The organism is Klebsiella sp. Q11, from assembly GCF_964241505.1.
Lineage (GTDB): Bacteria > Pseudomonadota > Gammaproteobacteria > Enterobacterales > Enterobacteriaceae > Klebsiella > Klebsiella michiganensis.
Map to the genome: position 1 here is coordinate 348,408 of NZ_CAXSXW010000004.1, position 18,825 is coordinate 367,232.

The 18,825-nt window shown below is 60.6% G+C and carries 5 protein-coding genes; all 5 read right to left on the minus strand.

Features of this window, described 5'->3' with window-relative positions; translation table 11 throughout:
- Nucleotides 1–804 carry a thioesterase II family protein gene (locus ACESQ2_RS08900; protein WP_049070586.1) on the minus strand — a complete coding sequence of 268 codons (804 nt, stop codon included), beginning with the start codon at nt 802–804 and terminating at the stop codon, nt 1–3.
- Nucleotides 801–1,898 (minus strand): Gfo/Idh/MocA family oxidoreductase, encoded by a 1,098-nt coding sequence (locus tag ACESQ2_RS08905; protein WP_373170309.1) that lies wholly within the window; start codon nt 1,896–1,898, stop codon nt 801–803. The genes ACESQ2_RS08900 and ACESQ2_RS08905 overlap by 4 nt, the downstream gene beginning before the upstream one ends.
- Nucleotides 1,895–11,371, minus strand: coding sequence for a yersiniabactin polyketide synthase HMWP1 (irp1, locus tag ACESQ2_RS08910; protein WP_373170310.1), 9,477 nt, complete (start codon nt 11,369–11,371; stop codon nt 1,895–1,897). Before irp1 ends, ACESQ2_RS08905 begins: the two co-directional genes overlap by 4 nt.
- Nucleotides 11,372–11,457: 86 nt before the next feature.
- On the minus strand, nt 11,458–17,556 hold the full coding sequence (locus ACESQ2_RS08915; protein WP_046877588.1) for a non-ribosomal peptide synthetase: 6,099 nt from the start codon (nt 17,554–17,556) through the stop codon (nt 11,458–11,460).
- A gap of 183 nt (nt 17,557–17,739) precedes the next feature.
- Nucleotides 17,740–18,699 carry a yersiniabactin transcriptional regulator YbtA gene (gene ybtA / locus ACESQ2_RS08920; RefSeq protein ID WP_014229382.1) on the minus strand — a complete coding sequence of 320 codons (960 nt, stop codon included), beginning with the start codon at nt 18,697–18,699 and terminating at the stop codon, nt 17,740–17,742.
- Nucleotides 18,700–18,825 lie beyond the last annotated feature (126 nt).

The window sequence follows — 18,825 nt, forward strand, 5'->3', positions numbered from 1 at the left end:
TCACCTTTCTGAAGTGCAGGACCGATTTTGCAAAGCGGTCGTCGCAGAAAATACGTGGGGAAAATGGTGAGTAATCTGCGTAAAAAAGGCCCTGGATTGTTGCAGCAGATAAAAATGGTCGCCGTCAATCACCACCTCGCCCGCGATATGGTTCAGCCACGGACGCCAGGCCTCCATCTCCGGCCGGGAGGCTTCACGATCGCGGCTGCCGCACACGAGCAGCGCAGGCGTGCGCAGCGGCGGAAAATCGTCGAGCGAGTCGTAGTGATAGTGCTCAGTAGCGTAAAAATCAGCGCGCAGAAGAGGAAGAAATAGCGACAGTAGCTCCTTGTTTTCCTGTAGTTCAGGCGAACATCCGCCGATATCGATCATTTCAGCGATAAAGTCGGCATCATCGCGGTCGCTGAGCCTGCGCCGGGAATGCAGATGAGGGGCATGGCAGCCGGAAATAATCAGCCCTTGTGGGGGAAGCCCCCGTTGTTCCAGAAGCCGGCAGGTTTCAAACGCCACCTGTGCGCCCATGCTGTGCCCGGCAAGTAAAAGCGGGGCGTCAGGCGATACGCTCTCTTCCAGTTCGTCCGCCAGCAGCGACGCCAGTTGCGTAATGCTGCTGAGCGGCGCCAGATGGCGCAGGCGATCGCGCCCCGGCCAGGTCACCAGGGAAAGCGCGATCTCCGCCATGGGGTGGTCTCGCCAGCGGCGAAACGCGCTACTGCTGCCGCCCGCGAAGGGGCACATCACCAGATGCGCCGTACTGGCGTTGCGGGCGGGCCATAACGGTATACACATGGCAGATTGCATCACCGGGACTCCTCATCGTGGCGGTAGAAAGCCGGTAACCGGTCGTGACGCGGCGGCGTCAGATGTCGGATCTCCGCATGGCCGGTCTTACGTAAAATCTGCTGCCATAACTGTGATAACGCGAGCTGATGAGCGGAGTGGCAGGCCGCCGGCAGATTTCCACCCGCCAGATGGCAGCGCAGCTGCTGTAGCAACCTGCCGACCCCCTCCGGTCCGGCGGTTTCACAGCAATCACGCCAGCTCAGGGGAGCCGCGCTGCGCGTCTGACCCGGCGGGTCGCGCAGGATCTCCGGCCTGCGGTAGAGACTACGAACATTCGCCTGATGTTCTGCGACAAACAGGCTGGATGACCAGACCACGGGGCCGTAGCTTGCCTCCAGCGAAAGATGACCTTCCGGCCAGCCCAGCAGCAAACGGTGCATAATCAGGCTGTGCATATCAGGATCGTCAGGATCGAGATAGCGCTGAAGTAGCAGACAGGCTTCTCCCGCCGGCCAGAAAAGTCTCAGACAGTGAAAGTCGCTAAAGCTACCGACCACTTCGCACGCCACGCTGGCGGCATCAACCTCTAGCGCCAGCAACAACAAATCCAGCGTGGAGTAGAGCAACTGTCGGCTGGTGGTAGCGTGAGCAACCGACGGCGCCTGATCCAGGCTGCGACGTAACCGCTGCGCATCCCCGAGCCAGGCGCGACCCGCACGCGCGTGCGGATAAAACGTGTTGACCCAATAGCAGCGGCCCCGTTCCTGCGCCAGCGCTTGTAAAGAACGGACGTCATCCGGGTGGAGGGGATGCTCCTGAATCACGTGCACGCCGCGGGTCAAAAAGTGCCGGGCAAGCTGGGTTCCGCTCCCGCCGGCGACGGTTGAGCGCACGACGATACAGGCGATATCCGGCATCTCGGCGATCTGTTCCGGCGAGGTATACAGCGGGATTCCAAACGCACAGGCCAGCTCTCTCGATCGCGCGCTTCCCTGGGACAGAAGACCAACCAGTTCCAGCCCCTCCTGGGGCTGCATAAAGGCGTTGAGGTACATTTCGCCAAATTTAGCGCCCACAATCAGTACGCGTTGCTTAGGGGCGGCGGACGGCATCATAACGTGTTCTCCGGTTGCGTTGAGGTTGCGCCGAGCCAGCGCTTGATATACTGCGCACAGGTCTGAACGTGGGGGGGATCCAGCATGATTTGCCAATGGCTGGCTTTAATCGCATAGCTGTCGGCGCGGTCTATCCAGGTTTGCCATTCGGTTTCCGCTGGCGTCCAGCGCGCGGGTCTCATCGCGGCATGCACGATGAGACAGGGGAGCGGAACGGTTTCGTCCGGCGTATGCTCGGTCAGTAAGCGCAGCAGATGCGCGATGTTGTCGATCCACGCTTCCGCCGCCTGTAGCGTCAGGTTTTGCGCCATCATTCCCGCCGTTCTGGCAAGGTCGATAAAATCGGTAAGCTGGCGGTCGGGCGTCAGCCGATCGAAATGTTCCGGCAGCGCCAGCGGCGTATCGCCTTCGGCTAACAGCCGCAGCAGGGCCGTCCGGTTTGCGCAACGAAAATCCTGTCGACACACGGGATCGATTAACGCCAGCCGTACCTGCTCGCCTTTGGCATCCAGGCGCTGCGCGGCGCCCGCCGCAAGAAAAGCGCCATACGACCAGCCCGCCAGAACATAAGGGCCGTGCGGCTGCTGGCGGCGGATACTCGCGACATACTCATCGATCATCCGATCAAGCGTGGCAAAACGCTGCGGCGATTTTGCCTGCAGGCCAAAAACGGGCATATTCAGCGCGCTGGCGAGCGGCAGCCAGGCGCTGATATCTCCGTCTGAAGCATGGAAAACAAACAACGTTTCGTCGCCACCGCCCTGGCAAATGGGCACAGGATTCTCCTCTGCCGACGAACAGGCCTGCAGATGGGTGCAGAAGTCGCTGAGCGTTGAATGGGTGAACAGATCCTGAAGGCTGGCGCTGGCAATCCCTCTGCGGTTCAACTGCGCGACCATCCTTGTCGCCATCAGGCTATCGCCGCCCAGCGCGAAAAAGTCGTGATGTCTGGCCACGGGGCGAGACAGCAGCGTTTGCCAGAGTTCAGCGACCTGTTTTTCCAGCGCCGGATCTCCCCCGGAGCTCGGTGTCGATTCGGCTGGCGCAATCTGTGCGTCAGGCGGGGCCGATAGCGGAGTAAATAACGTTTCTCGCTGCCGGATCTGCAACGCGGGCAGGGTGGCGCCAAAACGCTGCTGCAGATAGCGGCTCACGGCTGCTTTATCCGGGCGATTCACCCCAGGCGAACGTGCGACCAGCAGATGCTGGCGCAGCGGCGACGATTCCTGCGGCGGCCAGGCCAGTTCGTTGGCAAAACCGGCCTGCACAAGCACTTCCTGCCACGCCGAACGGGTGAGCATAGGTTTTTCATCCCGGCGGCGGAAATCGCGGTATCCGCTTAACCCTTCGATAAAGCCGACGCTCGCCAGCTGGAATACGCTGTTTCGTTCCGTCGCTTCAACGATCAGCAGACGTCCGCCGGCTTTCAGCAACCGCTTTAATCGGCGCAACGACTGTACGACATGGCTGGCGTCGTGAAGCACGTTGACGGCAATAATCAGGTCGTAACCCGCCTCGGGGTGGGCGGTAAAATCCAGCGGCTGGTTGATATCGAATAAGGCGTAAGACACTCGCGATTCATCGTGGAAACGGGTTCGGGCGTCGTTGAGGAACTGCGCGGAGACATCCGTGAAGTGGTATGACAGCCGCGCGTTTCGCGTGGCCTTCAGCACCGGTTCCGCGGTGGCTGCGGTTCCGGCGCCCACCTCGAGGATCCGTTCTGCGCCGCAAAGGGCGGCAATCTGCGCGGTATAGCGATTCAGACAAGCGCTGGCGGGGTTTTCGCGATACAGCGCGTCGGTTACGCGCAACGACTCGTTGAACAGCAGTTCCAGCGGCGAACACTGCCCGGAGAAGAGGTCGTCGTGCCGGGCGATGCAGGCGACAAGATACTGCGCCAGCGCCTGGCTCCAGTGGGTTTGCGGGCAAGCTTCGTGAGGTTCGGGAATTTCGCTGAGCGGAATGCGGCAGCGCCAGCTATCCCCCTCGCGCACTAACCATTCTCTTTCCGCCAGACACTGCAGCCACTGGCGTAGCAGGCGCCGGTGTGACGCTTGCGCGCCCAGCGCCTGTACTATTTCGCCAAATGGGTGGGCAACCTCCGGGGTGGTGAACAGACGGTGGCGATATAGCGTTGCGGCAATCCCCTGCAGCGCACGCGCCTCCAGCCAGCGCCAGGTCGCTTCCAGCTCGTCAAGTTGCGTCTGTTCAGGCAACGGCAGCGCCAGTGAGGCGAGATCGTGCTCATCATGTAACGGCGCTGAGGGCGGTGGATCCTCGGTCATAACGATATCCAGGGTTAACGCGCCATTTTCGCTTAATTCCGCTCTGGCCTGTTGGATGCCGGGGTATTCCTGCGCCGCTTGCTCAATATCCCGCAGATCGTAGTCTGCCTGCGCGTTCAGCGGCCAGCGGCGGCGGGGAATGTGTTCGGCAATGCCGCTGTCCATGGTCTTCAGGCCTTCAGGGGTGGCAATGGCGGCCTGCAGGATGGCGCAGTAGTCATTAAACATCGCTTCAGCCGCGCCCGGTTCCAGCACGTTATCCATGCAGTACCAGCTAAACGTCAACGCGCCATCGCTCTCCATCACCTGATGATCCAGCCAGACCTGCGGCGTTTGCGTAAAGACATAGCAGGGTTCGCCGAACAGATGACTCATTGCCCGGTCGATAGCCATTCCTTCCAGCGTCATCCCCAGCATGCTGGTAAACACCACCGGCATCAGCGGTTGACGCTGGGATCCGCGCTGGCGCCCCAGCTCGCGGATCGCCTCAACGCCGTTCACTTCGCTGTGCGCCATGTTTTGCCAGAGACGCTGCTGGGTCCGTTGCATCTGCTCCTGCAGCGTTAGCGGCGTTGAGAAGTTAAAATCAACCAGCGTGACGGAGGTAAAATCCCCGATCAACTGATTGATTTGCGGGTGGATCGGCTGGCGATTGAAGAACGTCAGGTTCAGCGTAAATGCCGTGGTACGGCTCCAGCGCTCAAGGGTGGCGGCAAACAGCGTGAGCAGCGCGGCGGAGGGGGTGAGGCCCTGCTGCTGCCAGCGTTGTTTCGCCGCCTGCCACTCTTGTCTATCAAGCGTCGAAGTGAACGTGGTGAAGTGCGGGGTTTCCGGCGGTGTCTCCACCACCGGCAGTTCCGGCGCTGAAGGCAGTTGCGGCAGTTTTTCCTGCCAGTAATCCCAGGCATCGTGCCATGCTGTTGTTTGCCGGCGCGCCTGTTCAGCCATCACGTAATCGCGGAAGGTGATATCGAGCGGCGGCAGCGTTTCTCCGCGCCATACCTGGGCCAAATCGTCCATCATGACTTTAAAGCTCTGCACATCGAACTGCAGAAGATCGAGGTTCATGTGCAGGCGGTAGCGGCAATCGTCGATTTCGCTGACCACCAGCTCAAAGAGCGGCCACTGGTCGGCAGGTAAAACGCGATAGCTCAGTTCATGGCGCCGTTTTTCCAGCGCCTGGCACTGCTCTTGCGGGGAAAGCGCGCGCAGATCGTCGCGCGGGATACGATACGTCGGGGTTGTCGCCAGAACGCGCTGTTGTCCATCTGCATCCACCACCATCCGCAGCATATCGTGGCGGGCAATGAGCTGGTTCCATGCTTTCTCCAGTACGGCGAGATCGAACTCATCGTGGCGTTTATCCCATTCAAACAGCACGTGACAGGCAACGCCGCCATAGCCTATAAGATGGGTTCTGCCCAACCAGTAGGCATGCTGAATCGGCGTCAACGGGAAGGGCGCGTAACGCTCAGCGGCATCGTGCTGCAACGCTTCCGGCGGCGATACGGCAGTCGCCGTCTCTGCCTGAGAACAGATAAGCTGTGTGAGCCCGTGCGGCGAGAGATCCTGCCACGCCCGTTCCGCGTTGATGCGTACACCCAGGTCATGTTGAATATCGCTGCTGAGTTCAAGAAAGAGCAGCGAGTCCATTCCCAGCTGTAACAGATCCTGATCTGCGTTCAGCGAAGCAGGATCGTTCAGTCTTAGCTGCACCGCAATGCGATTTTTCAGCCATGTCATCACCGCCGCTTTATCGCTGATGCTACCGTGAAAAGCATGGTTATCAGCGGGAGTCGCGGCCGGAATCGCGGCGTGTTCTGTTGCTGCGGCGTTAAACAGAGCCTGCTGCAGCGGGGGCATTTTGTCGGTGAAAACGCGCATGGCCAGTCGCCAGGCGGCACCGCGCATCACCGCTTGTTCAAGGTGCCAGCGCCCCTCGCCATCGCTTAACGCGCCCATGCCACGATCGGCAAGGGTCGTCAGCATCTCCGTCGTAGCCGCCCGGCCGCTTTCTCCCCATGCGCCCCAGGCGATGGAGAGCACTTTCGGCGTATCAAGGGAGGAGAACTGCCGGGCGAGCCCGTCAAGATACCCGCAGGCCAGCGCATGGGCGCTCTGGCCTGGCGCGCCGAGGGCGGCGGCAGCGGACGAATAGAGAATCAGATAACGGGCGTCGTGGTTGCCCAGCGTTTGTAATAGCTGGCTTGCCGCCTGCGCTTTGACCGCGAAAACGGCGGCCAGCTGGTGGTCATCGAGTTCCTGCAAGGGCCCATCAGCCAATACGCCAGCGGTATGAATCGCTCCGGCAATGCCGCCGCTGGTCGCCAGCTCATCAAGAACGCGGGCCAGCTCTCCGGCATCACCCACATCACAACGGCAGACGCGAATCTCCACGTCCGCTGTGTCGCCTGGCCATGACGCATCCACGCGCGGCGCCAGTAGCGCGATGCGGCGCGCCCCTTTTTCTCTGAGCCAGTTCACGGCAAGGCGGCCCAGTCCGCCAAACGCCCCGGTCACCATATGCCAGCGGTTATCGCCGGCAAACACCTTCGCCGGTAATTCGGCGGCGCATCCCGCATTGGGCGCCAGCGAAGGGAGCCAGAAGCCGTTATCCCGGGCTGCAAGCCAGCGTTGTGACAATGAAACAGCGCTTAATCCTTGACGCAGCGTTTCCCACGAGGCGTTTTCAGCCATATCGATAGCGGCGATTAACCGTTCCGGCTGTTCGTTGGCCACGACGCGAAGCATAGCCCACAGCGCGTGATGGGCCGCTGATATCGCCTCGTTTTCCTCGATTCGCCACGCGCGGCGGGTGACGACAATCAAGCCGCCTGGGCTGGCGGTGAGCGCCTCTTTCACCTGTGTCGCTAACGCCAGCGTCTCCTCGCTCTCGTCGACAATCATCAGAACAGAAGGGGCCTGCGGATCGTGAAGAATGCCGTATTGCGCCAGCGCCTCTTCGTAGGCAAGGGTACCGGCGCTGAAGCGGAATACCAGCGGGCGGCTATTACTGTCGATGCTGAGGGGCCTCCAGCGCCAATGATAATGCGTCTGCGGCGCAGGAAGAGGCGCGTCGGGCGCCAGCGGCAGCCACTTGCCGTCTGGATGACGGGCTTCCACGCGCATCTCGCCGCGGGAAAAGGCTGCGTTTCGCCAGCTTAAGCGCACCTCCCCCAGCCATTGCGGGGCGGTAACGAGGGGCGGTTTCACGGGGGAATCGTCGCCGTGCCGCGCGGAGAGGCGCCGCCAGGCCTCCTGCCAGCGGGCGGTAAACCGTTCCGGCTGACCTGCGCAATCGGACCAGTCGGCGAGATAATCAGGGTTATCCGGCAACGTCTGTTCCAGCGCGGATTCTGATGACGTGGACATCTCCTGGCCGGGCAGGGTGGCGAGAATGATATGTTCGCTCATACCGGCGGTCGGGCTGTCGTCCTGCGGTAGCCACGCTATTTTGCAGAATCCGGCGCGGCGGCACTGCTGCTGCCACTGATGGGGGGTGAGGAAGAGCTCGCCTTCGCGGGCGTCGATATCCTGTAGCGGGAGGACCAGCGGGCCGAAAACGAAATCAAACAGACGCATTGGCTGGGTGATTTCGCGCATCAGCAGGCGCCCACCCGGCTTGAGCAAGGGACGCAGATTATCGAGGGTTCGACCGATATGGCGCGTGGCATGGATCACGTTAGCCGCGACGATAAGATCGTAAGACTGCGCCGCAAAGCCCTGAGACTGCGCCTCTTGTTCGAGATCCAGCTCGTCGTAATGCACAAAGTCATAGTCGGCGAATTTCTGCTGCGCGCGGCGGGTGAACAGTGCGGAGATATCGGTGAAGTGGTACTCCAGCGCCGGTACGTCTTTGAGTTCAGGCAGCAGCCATGCGGTGGTGCCGCCGGTTCCGCCGCCGACTTCAAGAATGCGCAGCGGCTGATGGGGCTGACGCGCCTGGACGATACCCCGTAGTACCCCGGCGGCAATCTGGTTGAAATAGCGGCCAAAGCTGAATTCCTGATATAGCACCTCTACGCCGTCGGAAGCGCCTTGCGGGAAGATAATCGCCACCGGCTCTTCCGCGCCGCTCATCATGTCGTATAACCGATCGCCGGCACGGGCGATGGTATCGGGGATAGCCTGATAACCTTCACAATAATCGGCGAGTTCCGTCAGCAGAATTTCCCGCTGCTGATGTTCAATGGGGCGGGCGCGGTAGTAGCGCCCCTCAGCACAGCGGTAGTCGCCGTCGACCACGCAGTTATTTAGCAGGCGCTGAAGCAGCTGCTGGTAGCGGGGCATCAGTCGTCCATGCCGCATAATGGTGATGGCGTCCACGCCGTTATCTATCGCATCGCCCGTACAGCGTTGTACCAGCCGATCGACATAGATGGCGTGCAGTCGCGTGGCGCACTGTTTAAGCGCCTCCAGACGGGGGAGTTCGAGCGCTGTCGCGGCGCTGTTGGCCACCTCTAATCCAGCGGCAAGCACAGCATCGGCAGGCTCGCAGGCGGAGGTGGCGCGTTCTTTCCAGTAACGCTCGGTCGCAAACGGATAGCATGGCGCGGAGATACGTTGCCCATCGCCTGCCAGAAGATCGGCCCACGGTAAGGTGACGCCGGCCGCGTATAGCTGGAGAAGCGCCTGATTCAGGACAGCGCTCGCCTCCTGTTTACGCCGGGCGCTGGCTATCCAGTAAGCGTCATCGCGGTATTCGCGCTGTCCGGAGGCAATCAGCTGGGCGTCGGGCCCCATTTCAACAAAAACGCGGGCACCGAGCTTGCGCGCCGCCCGAATACTCTGAATAAAACGTACCGGCTGGCGCATATGGCGGCGCCAGTAATCCGCCTGGTTGAGCGTCGCCTCGTCAATGAGTTCGGCGGTAAGCGTGGAAATCAGCGGTATTTGCCCCGGCTCGGCGAGCAGACCCGCGCAGGCCTCCTGGAAGCGATCGAGTATTGGTTCAAGTAAAGCGGAGTGCGCCGCGCCGGTTACGCTCAGGCGACGATAGTCGATCTCGTGTTGCGAAAGCACGGCGCAAAACTCCGCGATACGGGCTTCCGGCCCGGAAAAGACCGTATGCCGGGTGCCATTGTTGGCGGCGAGATCCAGCTCGAACTGACGGGCCAACGGCATCAGCGCCTCTTCTTGCGCAAATACCGCCACCATCGCGCCGCTTGCGCACAGCTGCATCAGCGCGCCGCGCCGACATACCAGCGGCATGACCTGCTCAATGGTATAGTGTCCGCAGACAACGGCAGCGGCAAATTCGCCGACGGAGTGACCCATGGCGAAGTCGGCCTTCAGTCCTTCAGCGCGCCAGTGGGCCGCCATCGCGATTTCGAACGCGACAATCGCCGGCTGGGCCCAGGCCATATTGTCAAGCTGCGCTGAATCGGGATTAAACATCGCTTCCCGTAGCGAAGGCGTGAGCATGTCGCGACAGGCGGCAAAACAGCGCTCCAGCGTATCGGCAAACGCCGTTGAGTGCTGGTACAGAGACTGGCCCATAGTGCGCCAGTGCGAACCCTGCCCGGTAAACAGCCACACCTGTTTGCCGCTGGCGCCGTGGCCGCTATAGACCGGCGAAGTCGATTTCGCGCCAGCCCAGGCGCTGAGCGCGGCGGCGGTGTCATGATTTAATGGCGCCGCCAGGCGGAAGGGAAGATCGAGACGGCGCGCGCGTAACGCCGTGAAGGCCAGATTGTTGGCATCCGCGTTTTCCCTCAGCGCCGCGGCATAGTCCGCTGCCAGCTGCCGCAACGCGGTGTCGCTGGCGGCGCTGAGCAACAGCGCGGAACTCTTGCTGCCGTCATCCGCGGCGGGGTAGCTTATGTTGAGTTCGTCGGGCAGCGAAGCGACGATCATATGGCAGTTGGTGCCGCCAATACCGAAGGAGGAGACGCCCGCGTAGCGCACTTCGTCCTGCCACTCCTGCGCCGTCACCGGCACGGTAAAGGGGCTTTCCTCGAGCTTAAGCGCCGGGTTTGGCGTGTGAAAATTCAGCATTGGCGGAATTTTTCCGCGACTGACCGCCAGAACGGTTTTCAGCAGTCCGGCAATGCCCGCCGCGGTATCCAGGTGACCAACGTTGCTCTTCACGGAACCCAGCGCGCAGCGCTGTTGCGGCGGGCGGGGAGCGTAGACGTTGCGCAGGGCTTCTATTTCAATCGCGTCTCCCAGCGGCGTGCCGGTACCGTGGGTTTCAATGTAGCCGATCTGCCTGTCGTCGATGGCCGCCAGCATTAACGCCTCTTCGATGACCGCTTGCTGTCCTGCCACCGACGGCGCGGTATAACCCACTTTTCTGTTTCCGTCGTTGTTGACCGCGCTGGAGAGGATCACCGCGATAATCGGATCGCCTGACAGCAGCGCGTCCTTCAGGCGACGCAGCACCACGCAGCCGAGACCGTTGCCGGCCCAGGTGCCCTCTGCCGAGGCGTCAAAAGGGCGACAGTGGCCGTCGGGAGAGAAAATCATCCCGGGCTGGTAGCGGTAACCCGCCTGTTGGGGGAAGGAAAGCGCCACTCCGCCGGCTACCGCCATATCGGATTCGCCTGCGCGCAGGCTTTCGCAGGCCAGATGGACCGCAACCAGCGAACTGGAGCAGGCGGTCTGTACCGATAACGCCGGGCCGTGCAGATTGAGTTTGTAGGCCGCGCGGGTGGCTATATAGTCCTTGTCATTGCCCATCAGAGACTGCAGGCCTTTGACCTGTGCGACCTCTGTCACGTTCAGGGCTTCGCGGCCGGGATAGGTGCTCATCCGCGAAGAGGCGAAAACGCCGGTCTTATGGGGGACGGCGCCCGGGGCGTAACCTGCATGCTCCAGCGCATGCCAGACCGCCTGTAAAAACAGGCGCTGCTGGGGATCTATCGACTCCGCTTCCTGCCGCGAATAGCCAAACAGGGTGGCATCGAAGCAGTCAGCGTTGTCTAAAACCGTTCCAATATTGACGTAACAAGGATCGTCAATAATGGCGGTATCCAGCCCGGCGGCCAGAAGCGCTTCGCGCGTAAAGCGTCGGCTGCATTCGCGGCCTTCCAGCAGATTTCGCCAGAAGGTTTCGCCATCCGGCGCTTCAGGAAAATGGCAGGCGTAGCCGATGACTGCGACAGGTTCGCAGTCCGGGTAGCGTTGAGCGATCGATGCATCAATGGAATCTGCTGTTGGCGCAGAAGAGAAGCGCAAGTTATCCATAATCGGTCCCGTTTCCTAAAATTGACAAAGTCAGTGGCGCGCCATGCGTTGGCGATGGCGTCCGGGAAAAGTCAGTTTGTTTCGCGTCAAATGCGCCGCTGACGCCGGCGAACCGGCCGCACGCGTTTGGTTTTCTCCTCCAGGGCTACGCCGGCGAGATAATTGGCCAGCGCGACAGGAGAAGGGTGAGTGAACAGGTCAAGCAGCGTCAGGGCGGCGAATTCGTGACGTTGTAACAAGACGTGCAGCTGTACCAGATTCAGCGACGTGGCGCCCGCCTCAAAAAAGTTCTCTGCGGGTGCGACAGGCTCGCCAACCACCTCGCGAAAGGCGTCGCAAATCAGGCTGACGCTGCTCTCGTTCGCCGCGATCCGCGGCTGAGCGCGCTCAGGGCGCAGCCGGCGGGCGCGTCGCTCCGTGACCTTAAGCGGGGGAACCAGGTCGGCGAGCGGCAGCTGCCAGCTGCTGTCATCCTCCGCCATTCGGTTAAGCAACGCGCAATACTGTGCAAACTGGCGCTCCACCTGCCCGTCAGGAAACAGGGCGGCGACAAAATCCCAGTTAAAGCGCAGTTCCCCTTCGGATTCATAAACCTGGTGATCGAGCCAGACCTGCGGCGTCTGGGATATACCCCACACCGGTTTGAGTAGATTGCGCCGGGCAAGGAAGTTATCCTGCTCAAAGCCCAGCGCGCTGGTAAAGACGACGGGCATTGGGACAGCCGGTACGTTTTGCCGCCGCGCCAGTTGCCGCATCACGCGTATTGCCGACACATCGCGGTGGTTGAGGCTCTCGCTTAGTCGCTGCTGTAATAACCGCGCGCTTTGCAGCCAGCTCTCGCCGGGATGCCAGCTCAGCAGCATCAGCGAAGTAAAGTCGCCCAGGATCTGGTTGATTTGCGGGTGCAGCGGTCGTCTGTCGAAAAGCGTAAGGTTAAGCGTGAAATCGGGCTTTGCGCTCCATGCAGCAAGAACCGTTGACCACACGGATAACAGTACGGCCGACGGGGTGAGATGAGCGTCAGCCGCCCGCTGTTTCAGGCGACGCCAGCGCGCGCTGTCCATTGCCCCATTGAGCCGTGCGAAGCGCGGCGTCTCAACGTCCTGAGGCAAGCAGCGTAGCGGTAACGCAGGCGCCGGAGGAATATCATCAAGCTGCGTTTGCCACCATGCCAGAGAGTCGGGATTGGGCGTCCGCAGCGCGGGTTGCTGCAGATAATCCCTGAAGGTAACAGGAAGCGGCGGCGGCAGCTGCTGCGGATAGCGATAGCCGTGTTCCAGTTCCGACAACAGGATCTGCATGCTCAACCCGTCAAGCAACAGGTTATCCAGACACAGCCACAGGCGGGCGGGCATCCCGTCGACGAACCCGACCTGGAGATCGAATACCGGCCAGACTTCAGGGTTGAGAACCTGATGCGCCAGTCTGTCGCGTACCTGCAGCGCCTCTTCGGGGCTGTGCAGGATGTGCGCGGGTATCACCCACGGGGGAGTCTGTTCGAGAACCCGCTGTTGTCCATCCCGCACCACGGCGCGCAGCATATCGTGGCGGGCGATTAACCGGTTCCAGACCTTCTCCAGCCGGTGAATATCCAGATCGGCAATTTCAAATTCAACAAAGAAGTGTGAGCCTACGCCGCCAAGGGCAAAGCCCGGCTGACGCCCGACCAGGTAAGCCTGCTGCACATCAGTCAGCGCGAAAGGCCGGTAGCGTTCTTCAGGGGAGTGGACATAGGGTTGTTCAACAGGGAGGTCGGTTTTACGCAGCGTGGCGGCAAAATCAGCCAGCCGGGGGTGATTAAACAGGTCGCTTAATCGTGCTTCATAACCCGCCTGGTGGAGCTGTCCGATCAGCCTGGTGGCTAGCAGGCTATCACCGCCATGCTGGAAGAAGTCGGTTTCTCTGCTGACGGCGCCCATCGACAAGAGCGGCTGCCAGATGACGGCAACCTGCTTCTCAATATCGCCCAGGGGTAAATCCGCTTCAGTCCGGTTTTCAGCTTCCGGGGTATGACAGCGCTTTAGCGTCTGATAGTCAATTTTGCCGTTCGCCGTCAGCGGTAAGGCGTCAAGTAAGAAGATCCGTTTCGGTACCATCCACCCCGGCAGACGTTCGGCGAGAGCGGACTGCAGCTGACGAGGATCGCGGTGTACCTGGCTAACGGGGCATTGTACGAGGAAGCGCTGCAATCCCTCGACTTCATCGCCGTGCTGGCAGTTGAAAGCGGCGGCGGTAAATATCGCCCCCCAGTCAGCGCTATTGTGAAGTAAGGCTTCGGGCTGACCATCGGTTAACAGAAGCGTGCTGAGCAGGGCGGAGGGCGTTAACTGACGAAACTCCAACACATAGAGCAGCGCGCCTGGAACGGCCAGCTGCTGTAATGCCGCGAGGAGCCCGGGCTCTTCCGGCAGCAGACGATGCAGGGCGTTATTCAGCCAGATAATGTCCGCCGAATGAGCATGCGCCGCCAGCGTGTCTGCACTCCAGAGGGCCAGACGGGCGTCAGACCACGGTGCAAGCCGCTGTCGGGCGCTCAGCAGCAGCTCCTGGCTGTGCTCAAGCCCGACATACTCAATCTCGTCAGCGCTGAGCCGGGTTAGCAGGCACTCTGCGGCGCGGGCGGTGCGGACACCCACCTCTAGCAGGCGTACCGGGCGCTGTAAACGCCGGGAAAGCTGTTGACAGATTGTCGCCAGTTCCTCGATATACAGGGCGCTGGCCGGATGGTCGAAAGCCAGACTTTCCGGCGACCACCGCGCATCGTTCAGTAATGACAGTTCGTGGCGAACGCCGCGAAGGATCTGCGTTAAGGTGAGGTCATGCCCGCTGAAAGAAGGAGGGTCATTGTCCGGCGCTTCCCCCGCACAAACCTGATAACCCTCAGCGGCGGGCTGCAGCCGCTGTTGGGTCACGAGAAAGGCTAACCAGCGTTTCACCACGGCCCGCCAGCGAGGCTGGATAGCGAGAGCATTCATCAGGGGAAGAGGATCGGCGCCAGGAGTTTGACCCGGTTTCAGTTTTAACAGGCGATGCTGAAGAAAATCAGCGACCTGGCCGGCGGAGATTTCCGGGGGGCAGACACAGCAGGGCAGCGTTCCGGCAAGCCCGCGCCACGCCTGGGGCAGCGCCGGGTCCCGATGATGGGTAACACAGAAAGCCGAACCCTGAGGCACAACCCAGGCCGCCAGGGTCTTTTCTTTTTCGCCGATCGCCACAACGGTTGACTGTTTCACTCCAGCCAGCTGGCTGAGCGCGCTTTCGATTTCACCCAGCTCGATGCGATATCCCCCGACTTTGACCTGCTTATCGCGACGACCGAGGAACTCTAACGTACCGTCTGGCCAGTAGCACCCGAGATCGCCGGTGCGATACCAGCGCGCGTTCGATTGCGTTACAAACTGCTGCTCGCTGCGTACAGGATCGTTAAAGTAGCCTTCCGCGACCCCGATACCGCCAATCCACAATTCGCCCGGTACCCAGTCCGGGCAGTCCCGGCCCAGTTCATCCACCACCCGGTAACGTTGGTTGGCCAGCGGAAAGCCATAAGGGATGGCGCGCCAGTGGTCAGGGACCCGGTTAATTTCACAGGCGTTAGACCAGATAGACGCCTCGGTGGCGCCGCCCATGGCGATAAACTGTCCCTGGGGGCGGAAGGCGTGATAGCGGGCAGGGAGATCGAGGCCGATCCAGTCGCCGGAAAGCATGACCGCCCGCAGTTTCTCCGGCGCGGCGTCGGCGAAACCTTCACACCAGGTCAACAGCATATCGAACAGCGCCGGGACGCTGTTCCAGAGCGTAACCTGATGACGCTGGATCAATTCGCACCATGCGCGGGGATCGCGCCGTTGATTTTCCATAACGATAACCAGCGCGCCGCCGGCGCTCAGAACGCCAAAAATGTCGTAAACCGATAAATCAAAATGCAGGGCGGAGAGGGCCAGCACTCTGTCTCCGGGACCCACCTGGTAACGGGTATTGATATCGCAGCAGGTATTCAGCGCTGCACGGTGAGAAATGACCACGCCTTTCGGCGTGCCGGTCGACCCGGAGGTATAGATAATGTAGGCCGGCTGCGTCGGCGCGCGCGCCGTCTGGTCGGCTAGCGGCTCCGCCTCGATGGCCTGCTGCCAGGTCAGGTGGGAAATATCGTCTGACCAGGCGCTGGCGTCGTGCTGGCAGGTGAGCACCAGCCGGACGTTGGCGTCGGCGTAGATTTTCCCGCGCCGCGCGGCGGGCTGGTCGAGCGAAACCGGAACGTACACCGCCCCGGACAGCAGAACGGCGAGGACCGCAACCAGCTGTCCCGCGCCTTTCGACATTGTAATAGCGACATTGTCGCCGGGCTGAACCCCGCACGCGATTAACCTGCCAGCGCAGCGGCGCGCGTTCTCGGTCAGCTCACGATAATTCCACTGATAATGTGCGTCCGTTACCGCCAGCGCCTGCGGTTGCCGGAGGGCGATGCGGAAAATACCTTCATGCAGCAAGCCCTGAGGAACGGGAGCGTCGGTTGCGTTAACCCGTTGACGTATCTCCCGCTGGCTTTGGGGCATCCTGTCCGCGAACGACTTCTTCCAGGCGCTTTCATCATCGCAGAGTTGGTTAATCAGCTGGCAGTAGGCGTTGAACAACGTCTCGACCAGCGCCGGTGGGAACAACGCGTCATTGCTATCCCATTGTAGCCAGACCTCGCCCCGATGCTCGAACGCCAGATGATCTATCCAGACCTGCGGCGTCTGCGAGATGCCCCATTCTGGTTCGCCCAGCGGCGACTCGGCGCGGCTGCTGTACAGGGAGCGCCCCAGATTGCTGGTAAATACCACCGGGGCGCCGTGGGGATGGCTTTGCTGGCGTTTGAGTTCACGAAGGAGCTCGACGCCGGACCAGTGGCGATGATCCCAGTCCTCAGTAAACGTGAGCTGGTTTTTACGCGCCAGGTTGCTGACGGTATCGCCATCGCAGGCGGTATCCAGCAGAAGAATATTGGTGAAGTCGGCAAGCATTTCGTCAACCGCCGGGTGCAGCGGCTGGCGGTCAAATAACGTGATATTGAGCAGCAGCCGCGTCAGGCCGCCCCAGCGCCCCAGAACGGCAGCAAAACAGGTCGCCAGCGCCATTGTCGGCGTCACGCCATTCTCACCGGCCCGTTGGCTAAAGGCGTTCCAGCGTGTTGTCGGGACAATCATGCGGCGTCGGGTATTACGGACTTCACGCAGCGTGGCGGGTTCGCAGGCTAGCGGTAAAACCGGCGCGGGTGGCAGCATCGATGCTTTCGCCAGCCAGTACGCGCGCGCTTTGTCGAGCAGCGGCTGATTGATCTTCTGCTGATGCAGCAGATAAGCGCGGAAATCATAGCGGGGGTCGCCGGGCGGCAGCGACTCTCCGGCCAGCAGGGCGTTAAGTTCATCGAAAAACAGCGTAAAGCTGGAAGCATCCATAATCAGCAGGTCGATATTGACATGGAGGCGGTGGCGATTGTCCGGCAAGAGCGTCAACTGGAAATCAAAGGTTTCGCCCATTTCCACGCGTAAAAGACGGTGGCTCAGGCGCTGGCGCAATGTTTCCAGATAGGCCTGGCGGCTTGCCTCGTCGGTCTGGCGTAAATCATGAACGGTGACGCCGTTCCAGTATGGCTGCGGTAGCCAGACCTGCTGCCCGTCGGCGCGAAAGGCGATATGCAGCATCGGGTGGCGTTGCAGTAAGATCGTGATGGCCTGCTCCAGCTTTGGCGCCGTCAGATCATGGCCGGCAAACTCCTGATACAGATGGCAACCGACGCCGCCCAGCGTCTGTCCGGGCATTCGGCCCGTCAGATAGGCATGCTGTACCGGCGTCAGCGGGAAGGGGGTACCCTCGCTCATGACTGGCCACGCCGCGTCCGCCGGGGAGCTTGCATCATCCGGTTTTTCACCCGAACGGCTGCGCATCAGCTGGCGCCATGCTGCCAACGTGGGGGCGGCATACAGCTCGCGAAGGGTGAGGCGGTAGCCCTTTTTACGAAACCAGTGTAACCATCTCATTAATCTTATGGAGTCCAGGCCCGCCTGGATCAGATTGCTCTCTTCCTGTAACTGCTGCGGCGCTACATTCAGTTCCTGTATTAACAGTTCGCGTAATTGTTGATAATCGGCCGCTTCGCCGTTGTCCGATAACAGCGGATCCTGAGAGGGGGCGCCAGAAATCATTCTTCCTCCTGATGGCACGTCATACCAAAAGCATTGCTTATATGAGAATAATTATTATTAACAATTGAGCGCTACCCGAATCGGGTTTATTTGTGCCCGTTTCGGTTTACGGTCGGCAAAAAACAAGGCCCGGATGGCGAATCCGGGCCTTGTTAACGGAGGAGTTTCTGGGGTAAGCCCTGGTTAGATCAGACGTTTGAAGGTCGACGGGGTGACGCCAAACTGCTTCTGAAATGCGGCGGAGAAATGGCTGGCGTTGGCATAGCCTAGATCCGCCGCCACCGTCATAACGGAAGTATTGCCATTGGCCAGCCGTCTTCTTGCCTCCTGCATGCGTTCAGCCTGAAAAAGACCATAGACGCTGTTGTTGAACAGAACGCGAAATCCCCGCTTAATTTTAAGCACGCTTAAACCGGACTCTCTGGCGAGTTCGGTGACCCCCGGCGCCTGCGTCAAATCGGCCAGCAGCAGATCCTTTGCCCGCAGCAGTTTCTGGCGTTCCATCGGATTGAAGTGGCAGGAGGAACAGCTGGCGTCCTCGCGATGTTCATCCAGCACCAGGCTGAGCATCACCAGACTTTGTCCCTGTAGCCATAACGTCGACGGTTTTTGTTCATGACTGAAGCCGCCGTGCATCCGCATCAGCGCGTGACGCAGGGCCTGAGCCGTTAGGTGGGTTTCAGCATTACAACGCTGCTGCTGGCAACAGCAGTGGGAGTCGATCTTATTTTTAATGACCGAGCTAATATCCGGCACCCACAGCGCGAGGGCTTCAGGGCTGAAAGAGAGCGTAATGCTCTCGAACCGGCCGCAGTAGGAGGCGCTGCCGCGGCAGTCTGGCGTATGGGTAATGTAATGACGATCGCGCGCGAGTTCCCAGTCGGTGTGGCGGCTGAGTCCCTGGATCGCAAAGCGCGATGTGCCTTCCAGAATGCAAGAGAAGTTAATCCTGCCCAGGTCGTCGTGCAGCTGCAACGTCTCGGGCTGAGCAAAGTGGCCCCGCCAGAGCAAAATATCCATACCTTCCTGCAACGAGCAGCGCAGCAGCTCACACTGGGCAGGAATAGTGCCGTCGTTCGCGGGTTTTCCAACCACTAGCTGGTGAACAGAGATTGCAGATTGCGTTTGTGGTGACTCCGTCATGACCGGGTTATCTCCCTGTGGCTTAGACCAATGCGGGTATAAATAGAACCGAATGGGGTAGATGAGTAATTGATAATGGTTATTATTCACATTAATTCCCGGAACGCCACCTTGAAATAGTGTTTT